This window comes from Novosphingobium piscinae (genome assembly GCF_014230355.1).
In the GTDB taxonomy this organism is placed as follows: Bacteria; Pseudomonadota; Alphaproteobacteria; order Sphingomonadales; family Sphingomonadaceae; genus Novosphingobium; species Novosphingobium piscinae.
This window is the reverse complement of record NZ_JACLAX010000001.1, coordinates 108,040-129,429: the sequence shown is the minus strand read 5'-3', so window position 1 is coordinate 129,429 and position 21,390 is coordinate 108,040. Positions and strand designations below refer to the sequence as shown.

Annotated in this window: 18 protein-coding genes; 13 read left to right on the top strand and 5 right to left on the bottom strand. The window is 69.9% G+C overall.

Annotated features, from left to right (window positions below; translation table 11 throughout):
• Positions 1–82: 82 nt before the first annotated feature.
• The 3 genes from H7F53_RS00535 to H7F53_RS00525 form a co-directional block, all read right to left on the bottom strand.
• Positions 83–847 (bottom strand): outer membrane protein, encoded by a 765-nt coding sequence (locus H7F53_RS00535; protein ID WP_185677516.1) that lies wholly within the window; start codon positions 845–847, stop codon positions 83–85.
• A 230-nt stretch (positions 848–1,077) separates the two neighbouring features.
• Positions 1,078–1,404 (bottom strand): DUF6481 family protein, encoded by a 327-nt coding sequence (locus H7F53_RS00530; RefSeq protein WP_185677515.1) that lies wholly within the window; start codon positions 1,402–1,404, stop codon positions 1,078–1,080.
• Positions 1,405–1,641: 237 nt separating this feature from the next.
• Positions 1,642–2,211 carry a carboxymuconolactone decarboxylase family protein gene (locus H7F53_RS00525; RefSeq protein ID WP_185677514.1) on the bottom strand — a complete coding sequence of 190 codons (570 nt, stop codon included), beginning with the start codon at positions 2,209–2,211 and terminating at the stop codon, positions 1,642–1,644.
• A gap of 169 nt (positions 2,212–2,380) precedes the next feature.
• On the opposite strand from H7F53_RS00525, the gene H7F53_RS00520 reads away from it, so the two are divergent.
• From H7F53_RS00520 to H7F53_RS00465, 12 genes are all read left to right on the top strand, one after another.
• Positions 2,381–3,409, top strand: coding sequence for an NAD(P)/FAD-dependent oxidoreductase (locus tag H7F53_RS00520; protein WP_185677513.1), 1,029 nt, complete (start codon positions 2,381–2,383; stop codon positions 3,407–3,409).
• Positions 3,410–3,644: 235 nt separating this feature from the next.
• Complete coding sequence (locus H7F53_RS00515; RefSeq protein ID WP_185677512.1) at positions 3,645–5,927, top strand: TonB-dependent hemoglobin/transferrin/lactoferrin family receptor; 2,283 nt, start codon at positions 3,645–3,647, stop codon at positions 5,925–5,927.
• An 18-nt stretch (positions 5,928–5,945) separates the two neighbouring features.
• The gene (locus tag H7F53_RS00510; RefSeq protein WP_185677511.1) at positions 5,946–6,926 is read left to right on the top strand and encodes a DUF6607 family protein; all 981 of its coding nucleotides are present in this window, start codon (positions 5,946–5,948) and stop codon (positions 6,924–6,926) included.
• A gap of 55 nt (positions 6,927–6,981) precedes the next feature.
• The gene (locus tag H7F53_RS00505) at positions 6,982–7,455 is read left to right on the top strand and encodes a hypothetical protein (RefSeq protein ID WP_185677510.1); all 474 of its coding nucleotides are present in this window, start codon (positions 6,982–6,984) and stop codon (positions 7,453–7,455) included.
• Positions 7,456–7,685: 230 nt separating this feature from the next.
• Positions 7,686–9,974, top strand: coding sequence for an outer membrane protein assembly factor BamB family protein (locus H7F53_RS00500; protein WP_185677509.1), 2,289 nt, complete (start codon positions 7,686–7,688; stop codon positions 9,972–9,974).
• Positions 9,975–9,992: 18 nt separating this feature from the next.
• Positions 9,993–10,958 (top strand): ThuA domain-containing protein, encoded by a 966-nt coding sequence (locus H7F53_RS00495; RefSeq protein ID WP_185677508.1) that lies wholly within the window; start codon positions 9,993–9,995, stop codon positions 10,956–10,958.
• Between the two features lie 184 nt (positions 10,959–11,142).
• Positions 11,143–13,959 (top strand): TonB-dependent receptor plug domain-containing protein, encoded by a 2,817-nt coding sequence (locus tag H7F53_RS00490; RefSeq protein ID WP_185677507.1) that lies wholly within the window; start codon positions 11,143–11,145, stop codon positions 13,957–13,959.
• A 135-nt stretch (positions 13,960–14,094) separates the two neighbouring features.
• The gene (locus H7F53_RS00485) at positions 14,095–15,087 is read left to right on the top strand and encodes a helix-turn-helix domain-containing protein (protein ID WP_185677506.1); all 993 of its coding nucleotides are present in this window, start codon (positions 14,095–14,097) and stop codon (positions 15,085–15,087) included.
• A gap of 148 nt (positions 15,088–15,235) precedes the next feature.
• Positions 15,236–15,922: a hypothetical protein gene (locus H7F53_RS00480; protein ID WP_185677505.1), complete on the top strand. Its 687-nt coding sequence runs from the start codon at positions 15,236–15,238 to the stop codon at positions 15,920–15,922.
• The gene (locus H7F53_RS00475) at positions 15,919–17,229 is read left to right on the top strand and encodes an MFS transporter (protein ID WP_185677504.1); all 1,311 of its coding nucleotides are present in this window, start codon (positions 15,919–15,921) and stop codon (positions 17,227–17,229) included. The genes H7F53_RS00480 and H7F53_RS00475 overlap by 4 nt, the downstream gene beginning before the upstream one ends.
• A 7-nt stretch (positions 17,230–17,236) precedes the next feature.
• The gene (locus H7F53_RS00470) at positions 17,237–17,629 is read left to right on the top strand and encodes a VOC family protein (RefSeq protein WP_185677503.1); all 393 of its coding nucleotides are present in this window, start codon (positions 17,237–17,239) and stop codon (positions 17,627–17,629) included.
• A 165-nt stretch (positions 17,630–17,794) separates the two neighbouring features.
• The gene (locus H7F53_RS00465; protein ID WP_185677502.1) at positions 17,795–18,259 is read left to right on the top strand and encodes a hypothetical protein; all 465 of its coding nucleotides are present in this window, start codon (positions 17,795–17,797) and stop codon (positions 18,257–18,259) included.
• A gap of 55 nt (positions 18,260–18,314) precedes the next feature.
• Here the strand turns inward: H7F53_RS00465 and H7F53_RS00460 are convergent, their stop codons facing one another.
• Complete coding sequence (locus tag H7F53_RS00460) at positions 18,315–18,665, bottom strand: UrcA family protein (RefSeq protein WP_185677501.1); 351 nt, start codon at positions 18,663–18,665, stop codon at positions 18,315–18,317.
• Positions 18,666–18,902: 237 nt separating this feature from the next.
• Entirely contained in the window at positions 18,903–19,847 is a 945-nt protein-coding gene (locus H7F53_RS00455) for a fumarylacetoacetate hydrolase family protein (protein WP_185677500.1), read from the bottom strand.
• A gap of 205 nt (positions 19,848–20,052) precedes the next feature.
• Between H7F53_RS00455 and hisD the strand changes: the two genes are divergently transcribed.
• Positions 20,053–21,384: a histidinol dehydrogenase gene (gene hisD / locus H7F53_RS00450; RefSeq protein ID WP_185677499.1), complete on the top strand. Its 1,332-nt coding sequence runs from the start codon at positions 20,053–20,055 to the stop codon at positions 21,382–21,384.
• Positions 21,385–21,390: the final 6 nt, after the last annotated feature.

Sequence of the window (21,390 nt, the reverse complement as noted above, 5' to 3'; positions counted from 1 at the left end):
GGCCGGTGGCCGGGCCCGCAGCCCGCCACCGGCCGTGGCCGCTGTCTCCCGCCCGGATGGAGCCCGGCGGGAGACCGCCCGATCACAGGGCGAAGTTGAGCCCAACCCGCACGATCGAGCCCTTGGCCGAGGTGCGCTGGCTGTAGTCGATGCCGTTGAGCGCCGCGATCCCGCGCACGCCGGCGCTGCCGGCAGCCGTGGTGGTCTGGCTGCCGAGGTCGTAGTAGAGGTACTCGCCGCGCAGCGAGACCCGGTCGCCGACCTTGAACTCGGCGCCGCCGCCAAGGGTGAAGCCGGTGCGGGTGCCGCTCGACACGCCGTTCCAGACCAGCGAGCTGGGCGCAGCATTGCCGATCACGGTGGCGGTGTCCTTGACCCGGCCATAGGCGAGACCGCCGGTGGCATAGACCAGGGCTTTGGCGTTCGGCGCATAGCCCAGTCGGGCGCGCACCGTGCCGAGGTAGTCGATCTGGTGGGCCGCCGTGGTGGACAGCGTGGTGCCGAGCACGGTGGCCGTGCTGGTGAAGCTGCTGGTCTTCTTGGCGCCGAGATAGCTCAGATCGGCCTCCACGCCATAGACAAGACCGCCCGATTCCAGATTGTAGCCGATGTGGGCGCCGGCCGCGATCGAGTTGCGGCTGGTATCGAGCGTCGCCGGGGCGAGCGAGGGCACCAGGGTCAGGAACGCCGGGGTCCCCACGGTACGGGCATCGCCGCCGTGCGGCAGATTGCCGCCGATGGTCGCGCCGACATAGGGGCCGGACCAGCTGGCCTCCTGGGCCAGCGCCGGGCTGGCGGCGGAAAGGATCGCCACCGCAGCAAGGCTGCGGCCGATGGATGTGCGCATATCAGGACTCCCGCTAGGTCTGTTGACGCCGGGAAACACGCCGGGTGAACCCCGCCGCATCTCGCAGCGAGGCGGAGATAGGGAGCCGTCCCAAGAGCGGCACCCTGCACTCTAGTCCATGGTTTTATTGCATTTTTGTGTGCGAAGTGTTGCTGGCCCGTGCACCGTGTGGCGGTTTGTCTCGCCCCCGTTGCGGCGCGTTCCGGCCGCCGCCCAGCCGGCCCGCCGCGCTACTTCGCCCGGTTCTTGCGCGCGGCGTAGCGCGCGTCGCGCGCGGCCTTGCGCTCCTCCTCGGTGGGCTGCGGCTTGCCCTGTGCCGCGGCTTCGGCCGCCTGCTTGCGCTCCCGGGCGACCAGCTCGCGGGCCTCGCGCGCCGCACGCGCGGCATCGCGCTTGCCCGCGGCCAGCGCCTCGCGCTCGGCCGCCTTGCGGGCGCGTTCGGCCAGCTCCTCGGCCGTGGGCGCCGGAACCGCCTTGAGCCGCGCCAGCGCGGCCGTGCGCGCGGCGGCTGCCGCTGCTGTCCGCTCCGCGAACCCGGGAGCCTTGTATCCTGCCATGCCTTGTGCCTTGCGCCTGAGAAGGACGGTGCTGCCGCCCATGGACATCCAGGCTTGCCGGCGCGAACGGACCTGTTGCGTTCAACCCACGCAACCAGCCCGGTCGTGCGAGCCGGCCCCTTGCACACAAGCGGACGGCGCCGTCAACGCCGAACCGCCGCACCGCTGTCGCGCGGGGGGGGCATACGGCGAGGCAAGCGGCTCCGGGTCAGGGCCGCGACCAGCCCTGGCCGGGGCTCAGGCCGCCGCCTGCGCCCCGCTCAGCCCGGCGAGGCAGACCGTATCGAAGCCGAGCACATGGGCGACCCGGCCGAGCCCGGCCCAGGCCGCGGTGCAGTGCGCCAGGTCGACGATCTCGGCATCGCTGAAGGCTGCGTTCATCCGCGCCCAGAAGTGCTCGTCGGCAGCGAGGGCCTGCGGCTCGGTCCCGAAGCGCTCGGCGAACTCGATCGCGAGCCTTTCGCGCACGGAGAACACCGGCGAGGTGCGCCACTCGGCAATGGCCGCATAGAAGGCCTCGTCGGGCGCAGGGCCGTTCGCGGTGACCAGCGGCTGGTTCGGATCGCCCGCCACGCTGTAGAGCTGCGGCACGTCGCGCTCGGCCCGCAGGCTCTTGCACACCATGCAGCCGTTGATCTGCGCCGTGCGCATCCGGGCGCCCTCGAACTCGCGCAGGGGCAGCGCGCTATGGCGATAGACCGCGGCGGCGAAGGCGCCGCTGGCGGCCACGATCGGCACGGCATGCGTCCGCGCGGTATAGCCGAAGGGGTCGGCCTGCTGGTCTTCGGGAATGCTGATCCGTGCCATCGTGTGCGCTCCTCTGCCCTGCCGCGCTTGCTGCGCGTTGCCGGCCTTGTACCCCCGGATCGGGCGACAAGGCCAGCGCCTGTCGATCCGGGCGGGATCATGGGCGTGATCTGCGATCCCGCCCCATCGGGCTGTGGAGCCGGGCCGGCCGCGTGCCTATGGCCGGGGCATGACCCCGCCCGACCTGCCCGACCTGCCCGCCCCCGGCCCTGCCGCCGCGCCCGCCACCTCAGTTGCGATCGTCGGCGCCGGCCTCGCCGGGCTGGCCTGTGCCGAGGTCCTGACCGGTGCCGGCCATCGCGTGGCCCTGTTCGACAAGGCGCGCGGGCCGGGTGGGCGGATGTCGACCCGCCGGGTGGCGACGGCCATGGGCGAGGCGAGTTTCGATCACGGGGCGCAGTACTTCACGGTCAGGGACCCGGACTTCCACGCCTGCGTGGCGCGCTGGGCCGCGCTGGGCCTGGCCGCGCGCTGGCCCGAGGCCGGTGACGAGGCCTGGGTGGGCGTGCCGGCGATGAATGCGCCGGTCCGGCATATGGCCGCGGCGCAGGCCGTGCGCTGGTCTGCCCGGGTCGACCGGCTCACCCGCATCGCCGGCGGCTGGCAGCTGATCGGCGAGGGCCTGCCGGACGACGCGTTCGCCGCGGTGATCGTCGCGCTCCCGGCCGAACAGGCCGCCGTGCTGCTCGAACCGTGGCACGCCGACCTGGCGGCCGAGGCCGGCGCGACGGTTTCGGCGCCGTGCTGGACCACCATGCTGGCCTTTGCCGCGCCCCTGCCCACGCCGGCCGCCACGCTGCGCGACCAGGGAGCGATCGGCTGGGCGGCGCGCAATTCGGGCAAGCCCGGGCGCACGGGACCGGAGAGCTGGGTGGTCCAGGCCAGTCCCGCGTGGTCGCGCGCCCATCTCGAGGCCGCGGCGGACTGGGTCACCGCGACGCTGACCGCCGAACTCGGCGCGGCGCTGGGGATCGCGCTGCCGACGCCGGTCCACGCCGGATCGCATCGCTGGCGCTATGCGCGCTCGGGCGCGGCTGGCGGGCCGGGGTTCCGCCATGCCCCGGCCGAGGGGCTGGCGGTCTGCGGCGACTGGCTGATCGGTCCGCGGGTCGAGGCGGCCTGGCTCTCGGGCCACCGCCTCGGCACCCATCTCGCGGGGCAAGACCTCCCCCGCGCGGCGCCCGGCTCCCGGGCCTGATCCTGTCCCCTGGGTGACGCGGCCCGGCCAGGTCGCCCGTCCAGCGCCAACCGGGCATCGCGTGACGCGGCCCGGAGACGGACCCTCGCACCCCGCCGGGAGCGGCGCAGGCGCCGCGCCGCGCCCGGAGCCCGGCGCGCGCCCAGCCAACGATTAACGCTTGACCAGACCCACGGCCCGTCTCTATCCCGCTTTTATTGCGACTGATTCGCATTAGCATATTGGATAGGAAAACATGGGGCCAATCACGCATGTCCAGCCTTCGTCGCCTTGCGGCCACACCTGCAGGGACGCGGCCGGGACGCCGCGGCTGCACCGGCAGGCCCGTCCCGCCTGCGCGGCCCTGGCGCTGGCCTTCGCGCTGCTGTCAGGTCCGGCCCGGGCGCAGGACAATGACGGCTTCTACTGGCTTGAGCGGATGAACCAGATTGTGGTCACCGCCACCCGCACCCCGGTGCGCGTGCAGGATGTGCCAGCCTTCGTGACGATCAAGACGGACACCCAGATCGCGGACGAACTGGTTTCGGACATCAAGGACCTGGTCCGGTTCGAACCCGGCGTGAGTGTCCGTCAGGCCCCTGCCCGGTTCGGGGCGACGCTGGGCGCGACCGGACGCGATGGCGCCTCGGGTTTCACCATCCGCGGTCTTGAGGGCAACCGCGTGCTGATCCAGGTCGACGGGATCCGCGTCCCCGATGGCTTCGAGTTCGGCGCGCAGGCGGCAGGGCGCGGCAACTATGTCGATCTCGGGCTGATCAAGTCGGTCGAGATCCTGCGCGGTCCGGCCTCGGCGCTCTATGGCAGCGATGGCCTGGCCGGGGCGGTCAGCTTCACCACGGCGGACCCGGCCGACCTGCTGCGCGGCGGCGCGATGCTGGGGGGACGGGTCCAGGCCGGCTATGAGGCCGCCGACCGCGAGTTCAGCGAGACTGCCCTGATCGCCGCCAGGAGCGGGGCGCTCTCGGGGATGATCGCCTATTCCCGGCGCGACGGGCACGAACTGGCCAACCAGGGGACGATAACGGCCCCGAATGCCACCCGCACCGCGCCCAATCCGCAGGACACCCGCACGAATGCGCTGCTGGGCAAGCTCGTGCTCGAAACCGGGCCGTCCAGCCGGCTGCGCCTGACCGGCGAATACGAGCGCGGAACCGTCGCCACCGACGTGCTGAGCGGCGTCGCGCCGGTCGCCTCGGCTGCCACCAGCGTGATCGCCCTGACCGCCCGCGATACGACCGCACGGCAGCGCCTTGCGCTCGACTGGCGCCGGGAGGCGGCGGGATCCATCGATGTCATCCAGCTCGCCCTCTACTGGCAGGACGGCGAGAGCCGGCAGTTCACCGCGGAGGATCGCAATAGCGCGGCCGACCGGACCCGGCTGAACCTGTTCCGCAACCGGGTAATCGGCGGTGCCGCGGAGCTGCGCAGCAATTTTGTGACGGGGCAGCTCGCGCACCAACTGGCCTGGGGCGCCGATGCTTCGATCACGCGCCAGACCGGGCTGCGCGACGGCACCGTGCCGACACCGCCCGACGTGTTCCCGACGCGGGCCTTTCCGGTGACCGACTTCATTCTGGCGGGGGCCTACCTGTCCGACCGCATCACGCTGGCCGGCGGACGGGTGCAGCTCTACCCGGCCCTGCGCTTCGATCACTATGCCCTGCGCCCGCAGGCCGACCCGCTGCTCCCCGGCTTCGCCGCAGCCCGGCAAAGCGGATCGCGGGTATCGCCCAAGATCGGCGCGGTCGTGACGATCGTGCCGGCGGTCAGCCTGTTCGCCAACTATGCGCACGGCTTCAAGGCCCCGGCCCCTTCGCAGGTCAACCAGTTCTTCGAGAACCCCGGCTCCCAGTTCGGGGCCTATCGCTCGATCACCAACCCCGCGCTGAAGCCCGAAACCAGCCGGACGATCGAGGGCGGTCTGCGGCTGACCAGCCCGCGCGTCGTCGCCAGCCTGACCGCCTTCAGCGGCCGCTTCGACAACTTCATCAGCCAGGAAACGATCCGCGGCACCGGCACGGTTGCCGATCCGATCATCTTCCAGTTCATCAATCTGACCGATGTCCGGATCGACGGCCTGGAGGGCAAGCTCGACCTTGCGGCCGGCCATGGCCTGACGGGTCAGGTCGCGGTGTCCTGGGCGCGGGGCGACAGCCGCCGGGGCGGCGTTGCCACCCCGCTCGCCTCGATCGATCCGCTGAAGCTGGTGCTGGGCCTGGGCTGGCGCGACCCCGCCGAGCGTCTGGGCGGGCAGCTGACCCTGACCCATGCCGCGCGCAAGGAGGAAAGCCGCGCCGTGGCAGGCGCCTATCGACCCGCCGCCTTCACCATCCTTGATGCCACGGTCTTCCTCAAGGCCAGCGACGCGCTGACGCTGCGCGCCGGCCTCTTCAACATCCTTGACCGCACCTACGCCTGGTGGAGCGACGTGCGCGGGCTCGCCGCCAGCTCGACCGTGACCGACGCCTATACCCAGCCGGGACGCAACGCGAGCGTCTCGCTGAGCTACCGTTTCTGATCGACAGGGAGCCTTCCGATGAACCGCATCTCCACCGTCTTGCGCGCCAGCCTGCTCGCCGTGGCGCTCGCCACCACCGCCGGCCCGGCCCACGCCCATCCGCCGATCGCCGCGGAACAGGCCGCCGCCAGCTTCGCCCAGGACCGCGCCGACATCCTCGCGATGGCCGGCAATTACAAGGTCCGTTTCGACATGCAGGAATCGACCCGCTGGGACGCGGGCTATACCCCGCTCGCCGCCAAGACCTCGGGGGGTTACGAATCCGTGCGCGTGATCGTGGACGACGGCCGCCGGATCGTCCTGCAGCACCTGCTGGTGGTGCAGGCGGACGGACGCGACGTGGTGATCAAGCACTGGCGGCAGGACTGGGAGTATGAGCCCGCCCGGGTGCTGGTCTATGCCGACACGGGAACCTGGCGCTGGGAAACCGTCCCCGAGGCCATGCGCACCGGTCGCTGGGCGCAGACGGTCTACCAGGTCGACGACAGCCCGCGTTACGGCGGCTGGGGCCAGTTCGAGACGCAGGGCGGGGTGCGGCGCTGGCGCTCGAACTGGACCTGGCGCCCGCTCGCCCGCCGCGATGCCGTGCGACACCCGGTCTACGACCGCTATCTGGCGATCAACCGGCACCAGATCACGCCCGATGGCTGGATCCACTGGCAGGACAACACCAAGCTGGGGCCGAAGGACGGCAAGCTGGCGCCGATCGTGCAGGAATACGTCCTCAATACCTACACCCGCTCGGACAGCTACAACGCCCGGGCCGCCGATGAATACTGGGCCGCGACGCGCGACTACTGGGCAGCCGTGCGGCAGGAGTGGGAGCGCGTGGCCCGCGAACGCGGCGGCATCGCGATTGCCGAGGAGGCCGAGACCGGCACCGTGATCAGCGCGCGGCTGATGCAGCTCGCCGATGATGTGCTGACCGGCAAGTCCGCCACGCCGCAGGCCAGCGCGGCGGCGCGGCGATTGATCGCCGAAACGACCCGTCAGCCCTGAACGGCCGGTCAGCCGCCAGCGGCTGCCGCGCCCAACCAGACCAAGGAGCTCCGTCATGTACGACTACGTCGACCGTCCCGTGGCCTCGCTCAACCATGGCGGCCAGTTGCTGGTCTGGGCGATGCGTCGCTGGGTGGAGGCGATGCGGGCTCGGACCTGTCCGGCCGCTCCGATCGCGCCCGGTTTTGCGCGCTGGCGCCTCCTGGGTGCATTGCCGCCGTTCCTGCGGATGATGGCGCTGTTCAACCGGCATGGCCGCGAGACGTTCGGGTTCTGTGCGCTGACCTGTCCGCAGGTGTCCGAACACGAGGCCCTGATCGTCGCGCTGGTCGGCGATCTGGGCCAGCGGCCGGCCAGTGCGATCCGGCACAGCGTCGAGCTGCTGGTCGAGGAGGACGCCGTGGGACCGCTGACCCTCTGCCTCATGCAGCTTGGCCAGACGCTGGCAGCGTCCGACCTGCAGCCATGCCGCCTGCGGCTGGACCATCACACCGGACCGGCGCACCCGGGCGGCATCCCCGGGGGCTGAGGCGCCGGCGCGAGGACTGACCGTCGGGGCGGTGCAGCGTTCGCCTTGGGCCTGGATCCGCGCCCCCCGCCACGACCAGCGCAGCGGCGCCGCGCCAGGCCCGGTCGGCGCCCCCCGCTGCGGTCCTGCCAGCCCAGTGCAGCCATGGCACATCGCTGGTTCAGCGGCAGCACGTTGCAGGGCGCTCGGGGTGGTCTAGGCAGAGCCCAGGATAATCCCGGGAGTCTGAGATGGGTCGAGCGACGGCAAACCGAACACGCACCGGGCGGCCCGCAGGGCGCTACGGACTGCCGATCGGCGCCGCGGGGCTGCTGCTCTCGGCTTCGCTCCTGGCGCAGGGGCAGGGACAAGCCCCGGGACCTGGCGCGCCACGGCTGCCGGATGGACCAGGCCGCGCGCTGGTCGAGGAAAACTGCGTGCGCTGCCATGCGCTCGGCAACGTTGTCGCCAAGCGCCGCTCGGCCGACGAATGGCGCCAGCTACTGGTCAAGATGCGCCAGCTCGGCCTGGTCATCTCCGACGCCGACAATGCCGCGGTGGAGCGCTATCTGTTGGCTCATTACCAGCTCACCGAGCCGGCTGGCGGCGGGACCGCGCCGGTGGCGGTGCCGCCATCCGGCCCGGTGGCCGCCGCCACGCCGCGCTTTCCGCGACCGAACGGACCCGATCAGTGGCCTGCCTATGGCGGCGGCGGGGCCAACACCAACTGGTCGCCGCTGCAGCAGATCAACACCCGCAACGTCGCCCGCCTCCAGCCGGCCTGGACCTACCGCTACGGGACCGGGCCGAGCACCGCGGGCGACCAGGGACTCGACGCCCGCTTCGAGGGCACGCCGCTGCTGATCGGCGGGGTGCTCTACGTGTCCACCCCCGCCTCACCGCTCAAGCCCGACCTCAAGGCCTCGGTCGTCGCGCTGCGCCCGGAGACCGGGGAGGTGCTGTGGAAGTACGAAAGCCCGCTGAACATCCATGGCCGGGGCCTGGCGTACTGGCCGGGTGATGCCACCACGGCGCCGCGGCTGCTGTTCGGAACGGACAAGGGCTACCTCGTCGCGCTCGACATGACCACCGGCCAACCGGCGCGCGGCTTCGGCCGGGACGGCGCGATCGACGCCTATATCGGCGTGGCCTCCGAAATCGTCGGGGAATCGCGCCGCAACTCCTTCACCATCCCCAACCCGGTGACGATCTGGCGCAACCTGGTCATCACCGGGGCGCGCCCGGGCGAGGCCGGACCGCCCGGACCGCGCGGCGACATCCGCGCCTTCGACGTCCGCACCGGGCGGCTGGTCTGGACTTTCCACGTGATCCCGCAGCCCGGCGAACCGGGCCACGAAAGCTGGTCGGGCGACGACTGGCGCGACGTCACCGGTGGCAATGTCTGGTCGACCATGGCGATCGATGCCGAGCGGGGCATCCTCTATGCTCCGACCGGCGACGCCAACTCGGACGCGCCCGGCTCGCAGCTCTACTCCTCGTCGGTCGTCGCGCTCGACGCGGCGACCGGCAAGCTCAAATGGTACCACCAGCTGACCCATGGCGACATCTGGGACTGGGACGCCCCGGTCCCGCCGGCGCTGGTCGATCTGACGATCGGCGGCCAGCCGGTCCCGGCCCTGCTGGTGGCCGGCAAGCACAGCCTGTTCTTCATGTTCAACCGCGTGACCGGCGAACCGCTCAACGGCGTGGCCGAGCGGGAGACGCCGCATCCCGACGGGCCCGATCCGCGCATCTGGCCGACCCAGCCGTTCCCCGAAGCGCCCGGCCCGATCGCCCGCACCCAGATGACCCGCGATGAAATCCCCGATCTGGTGCCCGGCATGAAGGCCGCCTGCCAGCGCTTCTGGGACGAGAACGGGATCGTCAGCGCGCCGCTCTATGCCCCGCGGCAGAGTTCGCGTTCGGCGGTGATCACCTATCCCTCGCCCACCGGCGGTCCGAACTGGGGCGGCGGTTCGTACAACCCGGCGCTTGGCTACTACTTCGTCAACGTGCAGAACCGGCCGACCTATCGCCCCAAGGCCGCGCCGGGCGCCGGTCCCGCGATGATGAACCGCAGCGCTCCGCCCGGGCCGCGCGCCGCGCGGCCGCGCCCGCCGCAGGGCTTCAGCTACACCACCCCCGAGGGGCTGACGCTGACCTGCGGCGCGACGCCCTGGGGTGAGCTCGTCGCGGTCGACGTCAACAGCCGCAAGATCGCCTGGCGCGTGCCGCTCGGCACCACGCCCGCGCTCGGCAAGGCGGGGCTGACCACCGGCGCCCCGAACCTCGGCGGCAATATCGCCACGGCCGGGGGACTGGTGTTCATCGGCGCGGCCAACGACCGCCGCCTGCGGGCCTTCGACGCACGCAGCGGCAAGCTGCTGTGGGAGGCGCCGCTCGAGGCGAGCGCCCATTCCACGCCGATCACCTATATGGGCCAGGACGGCAAGCAGTACGTGGTGGTCGCCGCGGGCGGCGGAACCACGGCTGGCGGGCCGGACATGTCCGACACGCTGGTCGCCTTCCGCCTGCCCTGACCTCCCGGAGACCCCGCCATGCCCAGCCGCCCCGCCGCCTGCGTCGCCGCCGCCGCCGCCCTGGCCGCCATCGCCCTTGCCCCGGCGGCCGCGCTTGGCCAGCCCGCCGCGCCCGCCAGCCCCGCGCCGGCCGCCAGCCCCGCCGCGGCACCCTCCGGTCCCGGCGCGATGGCCGCGATCAATCCTGCCGACCCCTGGCCGGGCATGAAGCGGCTGCTGGTGATCGCGGACGTCCAGACCGGGTTCCATCACGATTCGATCAATCACGCGATCGGCGTGATCGAACAGCTTGGCCGCGAGCATCACGAATGGGCGACGGTGATCCGCACGGATTCGCAGCTGCTGACCAAGGCGCCGATCGTCGGACAGGGCACCCGCTATGCCGGACGCCCGGTCAATGCCCGCAACCTCACGCAGTTCGATGCGGTGTTCTTCCTCGGCTCGGGCACGAGCACGCTGACCGAGCAGCAGAAGGCCGACCTGCTGTCGTTCGTGCGCGAAGACGGCAAAGGCTTCGTTGCCGGACATGCCGCGAGCGTGGCCTACTATGACTGGCCGGCCTACCTCGACATGATCGGCGGGTTCATGGACTATGAGTACCGCCCAGCGCCGATGGCGCTGCTGACCGAGGATCCGGCCTTTCCCGGCGCCCGCGCCTTCCCGCGCCGGTTCGTCTTCAACGACCAGTTCCCGGTCATGCGTGCGCCCTTCTCCAGCAAGGACGTGCACGTGATCCTGCGGCTCGATGCCGATGCGCTGACCCCGGAGCAGCGCTCGCACCGGCCCGATGGTGATATTCCGGTCGTCTGGGCCAAGACCTACGGCAAGGGCCGGGTCTACAACCTGACCATTGGCCATCGCGAGGAGGTCTGGGACGATGCCGCGTTCCGCGAGCTGGCCCGCCAAGGCATCCGCTGGGCGCTCGGCCTGGTCAAGGCCGATGCCCGCAGCCCCGCCGAGCGGGACGCGGAACCTGCCCGATAGTGCACTAATGGGCCAGCACTAGGGCAGCACCAGCACGCCCCGGTCCCGGCCTGCCCCTCTAAGACCGGCAATGGGACGGCTGCATCGCGCCGTTCCGGCAAAGCCCGCAAAAGCGGGACATGCTCGGAGAGAGGGAGGACCCGACGTGATTTCCATCCGCACCGCCGCCAGGACTGGCGCGTCCTTGATTGGCCTCGTCGTTGCCGGCTGGTCGCTGGCCGCGGCGGCTCAGCAGGCCCCCGCATCCGCCGCCGAAGACGAGGCGACCCAGGACATCATCGTCACCGGCACCGCGATCAAGGGCGTCGCACCGGTCGGCTCGGCCACGGTCACGCTCGATCGCACCAGCATGGTGCAGAGCGGCATCCGCGACACCAGCCAGCTCATCGCGCTATTGCCGCAAGGCTCCAACCTTGGAACCAGCCAGAACTCGACCGGCGGACGCCAGCAGGGCGTCAACCTGCGCGGCCTTGGCAACAATGCCACGCTGCTGCTGTTCGATGGTCACCGCTGGGTGCCACAGGGCGTGGTCGACCAGATCTCGGACCCGACGATCATTCCCTTCGCCGCGATCGAGCGGATCGAGGTGGTCACCGACGGCGCCTCGGCGATCTACGGCTCCGACGCGGTGGCCGGTGTGGTCAACTACATCCTGCGCAAGGACTACGAAGGCGCGGAGGTGACCGCGCGGCTCAACTCCACGCTCTACAACCAGTACACCATCGAAGGCGTGGTCGGGCACAAGTGGGACACCGGCGGCCTGATGGTCGGCTTCTCCTATCTCGACCGCAACCGGGTGAAGCGCAACGAGCGGCCCTACCTGCTGCAGGACCTGCGCCCCTATGGCGGCAACGACAACCGTCTGGTCGGGACCTCGGTCACCCCGGCGGCGGGCGGCGCGTTGATCATCGGCACCTCGGTCTATGGGCTGCCGGTGACCAACGGAGCAAAGCCCACCGCGGCGCAGGCCGTGCTGCTCAATCCAGCTCTGGCGGCGAGCAATCCCGCCCTCTACAACTCGTTCCTGTTCGATACCGGCAACTTCTACGACTACTTCGCCAGCCGCCAGCAGCTCTCGGCGCTGCTCAAGGCCCACCAGGAGTTCGGCGATGCCGTCGAGGCGAAGCTGACGGTCAACTACAACCGCCGCCAGGGCTCGGCCCGGGCGACCGAGGCGCTGCAGAACATCGCCGTTCGCCTCACTCCGTCGAGTCCCTTCTACATCAGCGGCCTGCCCAACCCGACCGCGAACCAGACCTATGTCTACAATCTGGGCCTGAATTTCGCGAACGACCGCGAACTGACCCAGCGCAACAAGGAGGACACGTTCAACTCCACCTTCGAGCTGAGCGCCAAGGTGTTCAGCGGGTTCTCGCTCGACAGCTTCGTCTCCTACGGGGTGAGCACCGGCTGCAACGTGTGCCAGGCCCAGGCCAATACCACGATCGCGGCGAACATCGCCAACCCCGGGCTGACCGGGTACAACGCGGGCTTCAACCCCTATGTCGGCGGGGCGCAGAGCGCGGCCGAGATGCTGATCGCGGGCTTCCTCCAGGAAGGCGTGTTCCGCACCCTCGATGCCGGCACCAAGCTCTCGGGCGCCCTGTTCGACCTGCCCGGCGGGTCGGCGAAGATCGCGGTTGGCGGCGAGTACATGCAGACCTGGTTCTCGCTGAAGGCGCAGAACAAGCTCAATTTCACCAACACGTTCCAGATCTCGCGCAACACCGACAGCGGGCGCAAGGTCAAGTCGCTCTATGCCGAGGTGTTCGTCCCGATCTTCGGATCGAGCAATGCGACCACGCTGTTCGACCAGCTCGACCTGTCGGCCGCGGTGCGTTACGACGACTATTCGGATTTCATCCGGTCGTACCTGGCCGCCGGGGCTCCCAAGACCCTCACCACGGCGCACTCGCTCAATCCCAAGTTCGGCCTGACCTGGCAGCCAACCCAAGGGGTCAAGATCCGCGCGAGCTGGGGCAGCAGCTTCCGCATGCCGACGCTGATCGAGAACAACCCCGCCACGATCGGGCAGACCAACCGCGTGTTCATCCCCAACGGAGTGACCACCATCCCGGTGACCAACGTCGCCACCGGGCAGACCCTGGTGCTCAACCGCACCGGCAACACCCCGGGCCTGCGTCCGGAAACGGCCAAGATCTGGTCGCTCGGTGCCGATTTCGCGCCCGATTTCGCGCCGGACCTGCGGTTCGGTGTCACCTACTACAATGTCGACTACAAGGATCGCATCGAGAACCTGCCCAACCAGACCGCAGCGACCGCGCTGGTCATCTCGAGCCCGACCAACCAGGCGTTGTTCAAAGACTATTTCATCGTCGCCCCGCAGCCCTCAACCTGCGTCAACGGCAACTTCAGCACCTACAACCCGGCCTACCTGCCGTTTCTCAACGACCCCAATGCCGTGTTCACCCCGTTCACGACCAACGACTGCCAGCTCGAAGGCATCGTCAACGGCGGACGGCAGAACCTTGGCCGGGTCAAACAGAGCGGACTGGACTTCACGCTCAACTGGAAGCACGAGACGCCGGTCGGGACTTTCACGTTCGACGGGTCCTTTTCCAAGATCCTCAATCTCCAGAAGAGCCTGACCCGGTCCGGGCCGCTGTTCGACGCGCTCGACACGTTCGGCTTCCAGGTGAGCGGGCGCGGGCGCGGCCAGATCGGCTATGCCAATGGCGGGCTGCATGCTGCTCTCGCGGCGAACTACGTAGGATCTTACCTGAATAACGCGACGATCACCGTTGCCGGGGTGCGGCTGCCCGACACCAGGATCCCGGCCTGGACCACGCTCGACGCCAACCTGGCCTATGACTTTGATGACGACAGCCCGATCCTGGGCGGTACCCGCATCGCGCTGACTGTCCAGAACCTCGGCAACAAGGCACCCCCGATCGTCCTGTCGGGGACCAATGCGATCGACACCAACAATCACAACGTCTGGGGCAGGATCTGGACCTTCGAAGTGACCAAGCGGTTCTGAGGGCGCACCAGAGGCGATCGCAGGCTGGCCCCGGACTCCGGTCCGGGGCCGGTTTCGTGCGACAGCAATCGTTGTCATAACCAGTTCGTACAATTGGCTTGCTGGCAACCTGCCTTAGGGTTAGCCTTTATGTCGATGACCGGCGCAAGCAACGGTCACGGGGTGGAGGACAACATGCGCTCTTGGTCAACTGCGGCCACAGCCAGCGGAAGCAGCGTCGAATACTGGCGCGAGGCGATCTGCGAGGCCATCTTCGAGCTCGACTTCCGATCCAGCGACCCGTTGCTCTCGGCCCGGCTCAGCCAGCATGATCTCGGCGTGCTCAAGGTCAGCGATGTCGCGATCGGCTCGGCGCACCAGGTCGTCCGTTCGCCCCAGGCCGCCGCGCGCGACAAGCTCGGCCGGTTCAATCTCAACTTCATCCGCGAGGGCCGCTGGCTGGTGACCCATTATGGCCGCGAGATCGAGGTCGGCCCGGGCGAACTGGTGCTGTTCGACAACCGTCAGCCTTACAGCGTCAAGGCGCAGGACGGCGCGGTGCACTTCTCTGCGCACCTGCCGGTGGACTGGCTGCGCTGCTGGCTGCCGAGCCCGGAAGACGCGGTGGCGACCCCGATCCGCGCGGGAACGCCGTGGCACTCGCTGCTGACCTCGACCCTGCACGAGATCATGCAGATCCGTCCCGAGGACGAGGCGGTGCGTGCGATTTGCGTGCAACAGATGGGCGGCGCCCTCGCGCTCAGCCTCGGGCCGCTCGGCCAGGGCCAGGCCAGTGCCGGGCGCGGCGTGCATCGGCGGATCCTGGCGACGATCCGCGAGCGGTTCTGCGAACACGAACTCGACGCCGCCGCCGTGGCGCGCACGATCCAGATCTCGCCGCGCTACCTGCACAAGATCCTGGCCCAGCATGGCACAACCTTCCTGCGCGAGCTGTTCACAGTGCGGCTCGACCAGGCCATGGCCATGCTGACGAATCCGCTCTTCGCCGAGATCGCCGTGGCAGAGATCGGCTGGCGCTGCGGGTTCTGCGATCCAAGCCACTTCTCGCGGCGGTTCAAGGCCCAGTTCGGTGGGTCACCCGGCGCCTTCCGCAATGCGCCGCACGCAGGGGATCCCCTGCTCCATTGATCCAGACCGAAACACGGGCCCAAGCCCACACCGCATGCACTGGCAGCCAGACGATTGTGCGCGCTTGGCCAGCCCTCCGGCGGGGCGGACTGCTATCGTCGGAGGCCAGGGCAACTGCACTGTGCGGTCGGCTCGGCGGGAGTAGACCATGGCGCTCAAGGGCTCGGCCTTCGTGATCATGTGGCACGACATCGCGCCCGAAGCCGATGCCGAATACAACCTCTGGCACACCCGTCAGCACATGCCCGAACGGCTCGATCATCCGGGCTTCCGCCGATCCCGACGGGGAATCAACCGCGCCCTGTCGCGGCAGATCTACTTCACCTGCTACGAGGGGGATGGCCTGGAGACCTTCGTCTCGCCCGAATACCTGGCCAGTCTCAACGGCCCGACCGACTGGACCCGGTCGGTCGCCCCGCACTTCCGCAACTTTCTGCGGATGGCCTGTACGGTCCTGCACACCTCCGGCCGAGGTTCGGGCGGTGGGGTGGTGACCTCGCGGTTCGCGCTGCCGGCCGGCGTGGACGAGGCAGCGATGGCCGAACGGATCCGGCCGCTGTTGCACCGCTTCGCAGATCACCCGTCGGTTACGGCGGCGCACCTTGGCGCCGCACGGCCCCGCTTCGCTGGCGGCGAAACATCCGAGACGGACCTGCGGCCGCCGATGGCCGAGCCCGCCTTCGCGCTGGTCGTCTATCTCGAGACGATCGGTCTGCCGGAAGCCACCGCGCTCCAGGACGAGCTGGCGGTGGCGCTTGGCGAGCTGGCGGCCTCCGACCAGATCGTCCAGTCCTACGCCGTGGCCTACACGCTGGAACGGCGCGAGGCGCAATGACCGTCGCCATCGCATCAGGTGCGCAACCCACCCGCGCCCGGTTCGGCATTCTGGCATTGATCGCCACGGCCACGGCGCTCAACTACCTCGACCGCACCCTGCTCGGGGTTGCCGCCCCGGCAATGAGCCGCGAACTCGGCTTCAGCCCGGAGATGATGGGCGTGGTCTTCGCAGCCTTCTCGTGGAGCTATGCCCTCGCCCAGGTGCCCGGCGGCGTGTTCCTCGACCGGTTCGGCACACGTCTGACCTACGGCCTTTCGCTGGTCGGATGGTCGGTCTTCACGGTACTGCAAGGCACGGTCCGATCGGCCAGCATGCTGATCCTGGTCCGTCTCGGGCTCGGCGCCGCAGAGGCGCCCTGCTTTCCCGCGAACAGCCGGGTCCTGATCACCTGGTTTCCGCGCCGCGAACGCGCACGGGCTAATTCCGTCTACTCGGTGGGCATGTACTTCGGCATTGGCTTCTGCAGCCCCCTGCTGTTCTGGATCGCCGCGACCTGGGGCTGGCGCGCGCTGTTCTGGGCGATCGGCGGGCTCGGCATCGGCTTCGGGCTGGTGTGGTTCCGCCTCTACCGCGACCCGGCCGACCATCCCTCGGTCAACGCGGCCGAACTGGCGCTGATCCGGGCCGATGGCGGGGTGACGGAGATCGCCCCGCCGCGCCCGTTCCGCTGGAGCGATGCGGCCTACCTGCTGCGCCAGCGCAACATCATCGGCGCCTCGATCGGCCAGTTCGCGACCAATTCAACGCTGGTTTTCTTCCTCACCTGGTTTCCCACCTATCTGGCCAGCGAGCGCCACATGGACTGGATGAAGGCCGGGGTCTTCGCCATGATCCCGTTCGTCGCCGCCTCGGTCGGGGTCCTGGCCGGCGGGCAGGTCTCTGACCGCCTGCTGCGCGCCGGGCACTCGCTGTCGCTGGCCCGCAAGCTGCCGGTGATCGCGGGGCTGCTGCTCTCGACCACGATCGTCCTCGCCATCGTCCTGGAGAGCGACGCTGCGGTGATCGCGGTGATGTCGCTTGCCTTCTTCGGGCAGGGCATGTCCAATCTCGGCTGGACACTCCTGTCCGAAGTGGCCCCGGCCCGGCTCGCCGGGCTGACCGGCGGACTGTTCAACCTGTGCACCAACCTTGCCGGCATAATCACCCCGCTGGTGATCGGCGTCACGGTCGGCCGGACCGGTTCGTTCGGGTCGGGCCTGGCCTATATCGGCGCGATGGCCACGCTGGGCGCCCTGTCCTATGCCTTCATCGTCCGGACAGTCGAGCGCCTGCCCGACCCGGACGCGATGAGCGCCGGGACATGAGCCAGCGATGATCCGCTTCGGTCACGTCAACATCCGCACCGACCGGCTCGAGGAGACCTGCCGCTTCTACGAGGACCTGCTTGGCCTCACCCGCAGCATCGCGCTGACCGCACCGGACCCGACCCGCAATCTCTGGCTGCGTGACGCGTCCGGGCACGCCTGCATCCACGTCAACCTGCGGCGCCCGGACGACGGGACGGACGGGAGCGGCGGCCCGGTGCACCACATCGCGTTCGACTGCCCCGATCGGGCCGCCATGGCCGACCACCTCGCCGCGCTGGGCCTGGCCTACACCGTGGTCGAGACGATCGTGCCCGGGCTGGTCCAGTTCAACCTGATCGATCCCAACGGACTGGTGGTGGAACTGACCTTCGGCCAGCCGCCCCTGCCGCCCGGCTGAAACCGAACGACGCCGCGGCAGCGCCGGGGTCTGGCAAGGCCCGGCTGGCTCAGCCTGCCTCCACACTCCCGCCCAACCCGGCCCCGCTACGACGGCGCCGAACAGCGGCGGCGGCTGGCGGCGGGGATCGAGCAGGGCCATCTGGCCTATGACTTTCCCAACAAGATGGCGCTGTGGCGGCAGGTCATCGAAACCTTCGAGCACGAGGGGGAACGCCGCCTGGCCGAGCGGCTGCCGCTGTGCGGCGAGCTGGAGGCGGTCGACACCGCGCTGGCGATCCTGCCAGACTTCCTGCGCAGCTTCGCCGCGCAGCCGCAACTGACGCGGCTGATGCTGCAGGAGTTTTCGGTCACGTCCGAGCGCAGCGCATGGCTGCGCGAGCATTTCGCCGAGCCGGTCTGGATCCTGCTCAAACCGCTGTTCGAGCGGCTCCGTGACGAGGGGCGGCTGGGCGGGGCCGCTCCGGACATCGCCTATTTCAGCATGATCGGCTGGGCGCTGATCACTTTCGGCAATGCGGATCTGATCCATCAGGTCGCGCAGGGCGATCCGACATCCCCGCAATGGCGTGACCAGGCGATCGATTACATGATCGGACCGGTTGTGGCCAGCGGCTCACGCCGGTCCTGAACGCTCCCGCCCGGGCCATGCCGGCTGGACATGGCCCGGGTGAATGGGGGACCGCTCAGCGGGCGGCGGTGGCGAGGGTCTGCTGGCGGCTCTTGGCCAGTTCGCGCAGCGCGACCAGCTGGCCCTCACCCGAACGCACGGCCTTGGCGTAGCACTGGCGGGCGTCCATCTGCTCGCGCAGCGTGGCACCCTGGGGCGCGCAGACCTGACGCGCGGCAGCGGCGATCCGGCGGTGGATGGTGGTGGCGGCGGCGCCACCCGACAGCTCGGCAGTGTTGAGCCGGACCTCGACCGTGGGCAGGTTGGCGGCAGGCGCGGCCACGGCCGGCGCGGCGACGGCCAGGGCGGCGGCAGCGGTGGCGAGGGTCAGGGCGGGACGGGCGAACAGGGTGTTGAGGTGCAGCATGGTGGGTCTCCTTGAGCTTGGTGGGGCCGCCGGGGCGGGTACCATCCCTACAGCAAGCGCCGTGCCAACTCCGGAATCCGGGGCTTTGGCCGTTCAGGTCCCGTGCAGAATCCGCAAAATCGGTGAGTTTTGCTATTTTGCGGGAGGCAAAGTGGCGCGTTTTGCCAAACGGGGCCGCGATCCGGCCTTGCGCGCGGTCAGACCGGGACCAGACGGGACCGCGGCGGCCGGGGGGGCTCAGGCCCGGACCACCTGCTGGTCGATCGCCCCGAACGGTGCCCGCCCATCCGCCATGCGGCCTTCCATGCGGACGCGGTCGCCGAACCGCATGAAGGCGGTGCGCGCCTCGCCGGTGTCGACCACCTCGATCCCGCGTCGCTCGGCAATGCAGGAGGATCCGATCTCGCGGAAGTTGGGGTTGGACACCGTGCCCGAACCGATCACCGTCCCGGCCACCAGATCGCGCGTCCGCGCGGCATGGGCGACCAGCTCGTGGAACCCGTGGCCCATCGGCTCGCCATTGGCCGCACCGAACCGCCGACCGTTCCAGTCGACCAGCAGGTCAAGACAGACCCGGCCGTCCCGCCACTGATCGCCCAGCTCGTCCGGCGTCACCGCGAAGGGCGCCATGCTGCAGGGCGGCTTGGCCTGGACCCAGCCAAATCCGGTCTTCATCTCGGGCCCGGCCAGCGCGCGCAACGACCAGTCGTTGATCTGCACGACCAGCCTGATGTGCGCCAGCGCCGCCGCCGCCGTGGTGCCCATCGGCACGGCATCGACGATCACCCCGAACTCGCCCTCGAAATCGATCCCGAGCGTTTCGTCCGGCATGCGCACATCATCGTGCGGGCCGTAGAAGGTGTCGGACACGCCCTGGTACATCAGCGGCAGGTCGGTCTTCACCGGGGTGACGCCCAGCACCTTGTCCATCAGGGCGCCGTGGCTGGCGTAGGCCGAACCATCAAGCCATTGCCACGCCCGCGGGAGCGGGGCCGCCAGCCGGTCGGGATCGAGCGGCAACGGGAACGCGGAGATCGCGCCCAGCGCCGGCGCCACCGCGGCCCACTGCTCGAGCGCCTGCTGCAGCGTGGGCACCGGCGCGGGGGCGCAGGCCGTGCCATCGGGTGACACCACGACCAGCACACCGTCTGGGGTTCCGTTGCGCAGCGTGGCCAACCGCATATCGCCGTCTCTCCTCATGACAGCCCACCGAAACCGGCTGTCTGCGCCGCGGGCTAGGCGCAGCCGGGCGGGTCGGCAAAGGCATTCGATCGATAGCGACCTATCGACACAATGTGATGGTCCGGGCCGGAAGCCGCATGCCAGATACCGCGGGCCGCTGCGGCCAACCGCATCGGCTTGGCAGGGACAGAGCCGGGGAGCAGGCATGGCAATCTGGTTGAAGCGCGGCGCGACGGCGGAAGCGAAGGCGACGGCTGACCGCAAGGTGCGCGACATTGTGGAGGCGGCGCTGGCCGATATCGCGCAGCGGGGCGATGCGGCCGTGCGCGACATGTCGATCCAGTTCGACGGCTGGGACCGCGAGGATTACCGCCTGTCGCAGGCCGAGATCGATGCCGCGGTCGAGAGCCTGACCGCGCAGGAGCGCAAGGATATCGAGTTCGCCCAGGCGCAGGTCCGCAACTTCGCGCAGATCCAGCGCGATTCCATGCGGGACGTCGAGGTCGAGACCATGCCCGGGGTGGTGCTGGGCCACCGGCACGTGCCGATCAACGCCGCGGGCTGCTACGTGCCCGGCGGCAAGTACCCACTGCTGGCCTCGGCCCACATGAGCGTGATCACCGCCAAGGTGGCCGGCGTGAAGCGCGTCATAACCTGCGCCCCGCCGTTCCAGGGCAAGGCCGCGCGCCACATCGTGGCGGCGCAGGCGATGGCCGGGGCCGACGCGATCTATGCGCTCGGCGGCATCCAGGCGGTGGGCGCGATGGCGCTGGGAACCCAAAGCATCGACCCGGTCGACATCCTCGTCGGGCCGGGCAACGCCTTTGTCGCCGAGGCCAAGCGCCAGCTGTTCGGCCGGGTCGGTATCGACCTGTTCGCCGGCCCGACCGAGACGCTGATCATCGCCGACGAGGTCGGCTGCGATCCGGAGATGGCGGCGACCGACATTCTCGGCCAGGTCGAGCACGGGCCCGACAGCCCGGGCGTGCTGCTGACCACCAGCGAGCGGCTGGCCCGCGAGACGATGGCCGAGATCGAGCGGCTGCTGCAGATCCTTCCCACCGCCGAGCATGCCCGCCGGGCCTGGCAGGACTTCGGCGAGGTGATCGTGGCCGAGAGCGACGCCGAGATGGTGGCCATCGCCGACGAGATCGCCAGCGAGCACGTCCAGGTAATGACGGCCGATCCCGACTACTTCCTGCAGAACATGACCAACTACGGCGCGCTGTTCCTGGGCGCCCGCACCAACGTCAGCTTCGGCGACAAGGTGATCGGCACTAACCACACGCTGCCGACGAAGAAGGCCGCGCGCTATACGGGCGGGCTGTGGGTCGGCAAGTTCCTCAAGACCTGCACCTACCAGAAGGTGCTGACCGACGAGGCCTCGGCGCTGATCGGCGAATACTGCAGCCGGCTTTGCGCGCTGGAGGGCTTTGCCGGGCACGGCGAACAGGCCAATCTGCGCGTGCGCCGCTATGGCGGGCGCGAGGTGCCCTATGCCGGGCAGGCCGAGCCCAGCGCGCTGACGCGGGCCTGAAGGCAT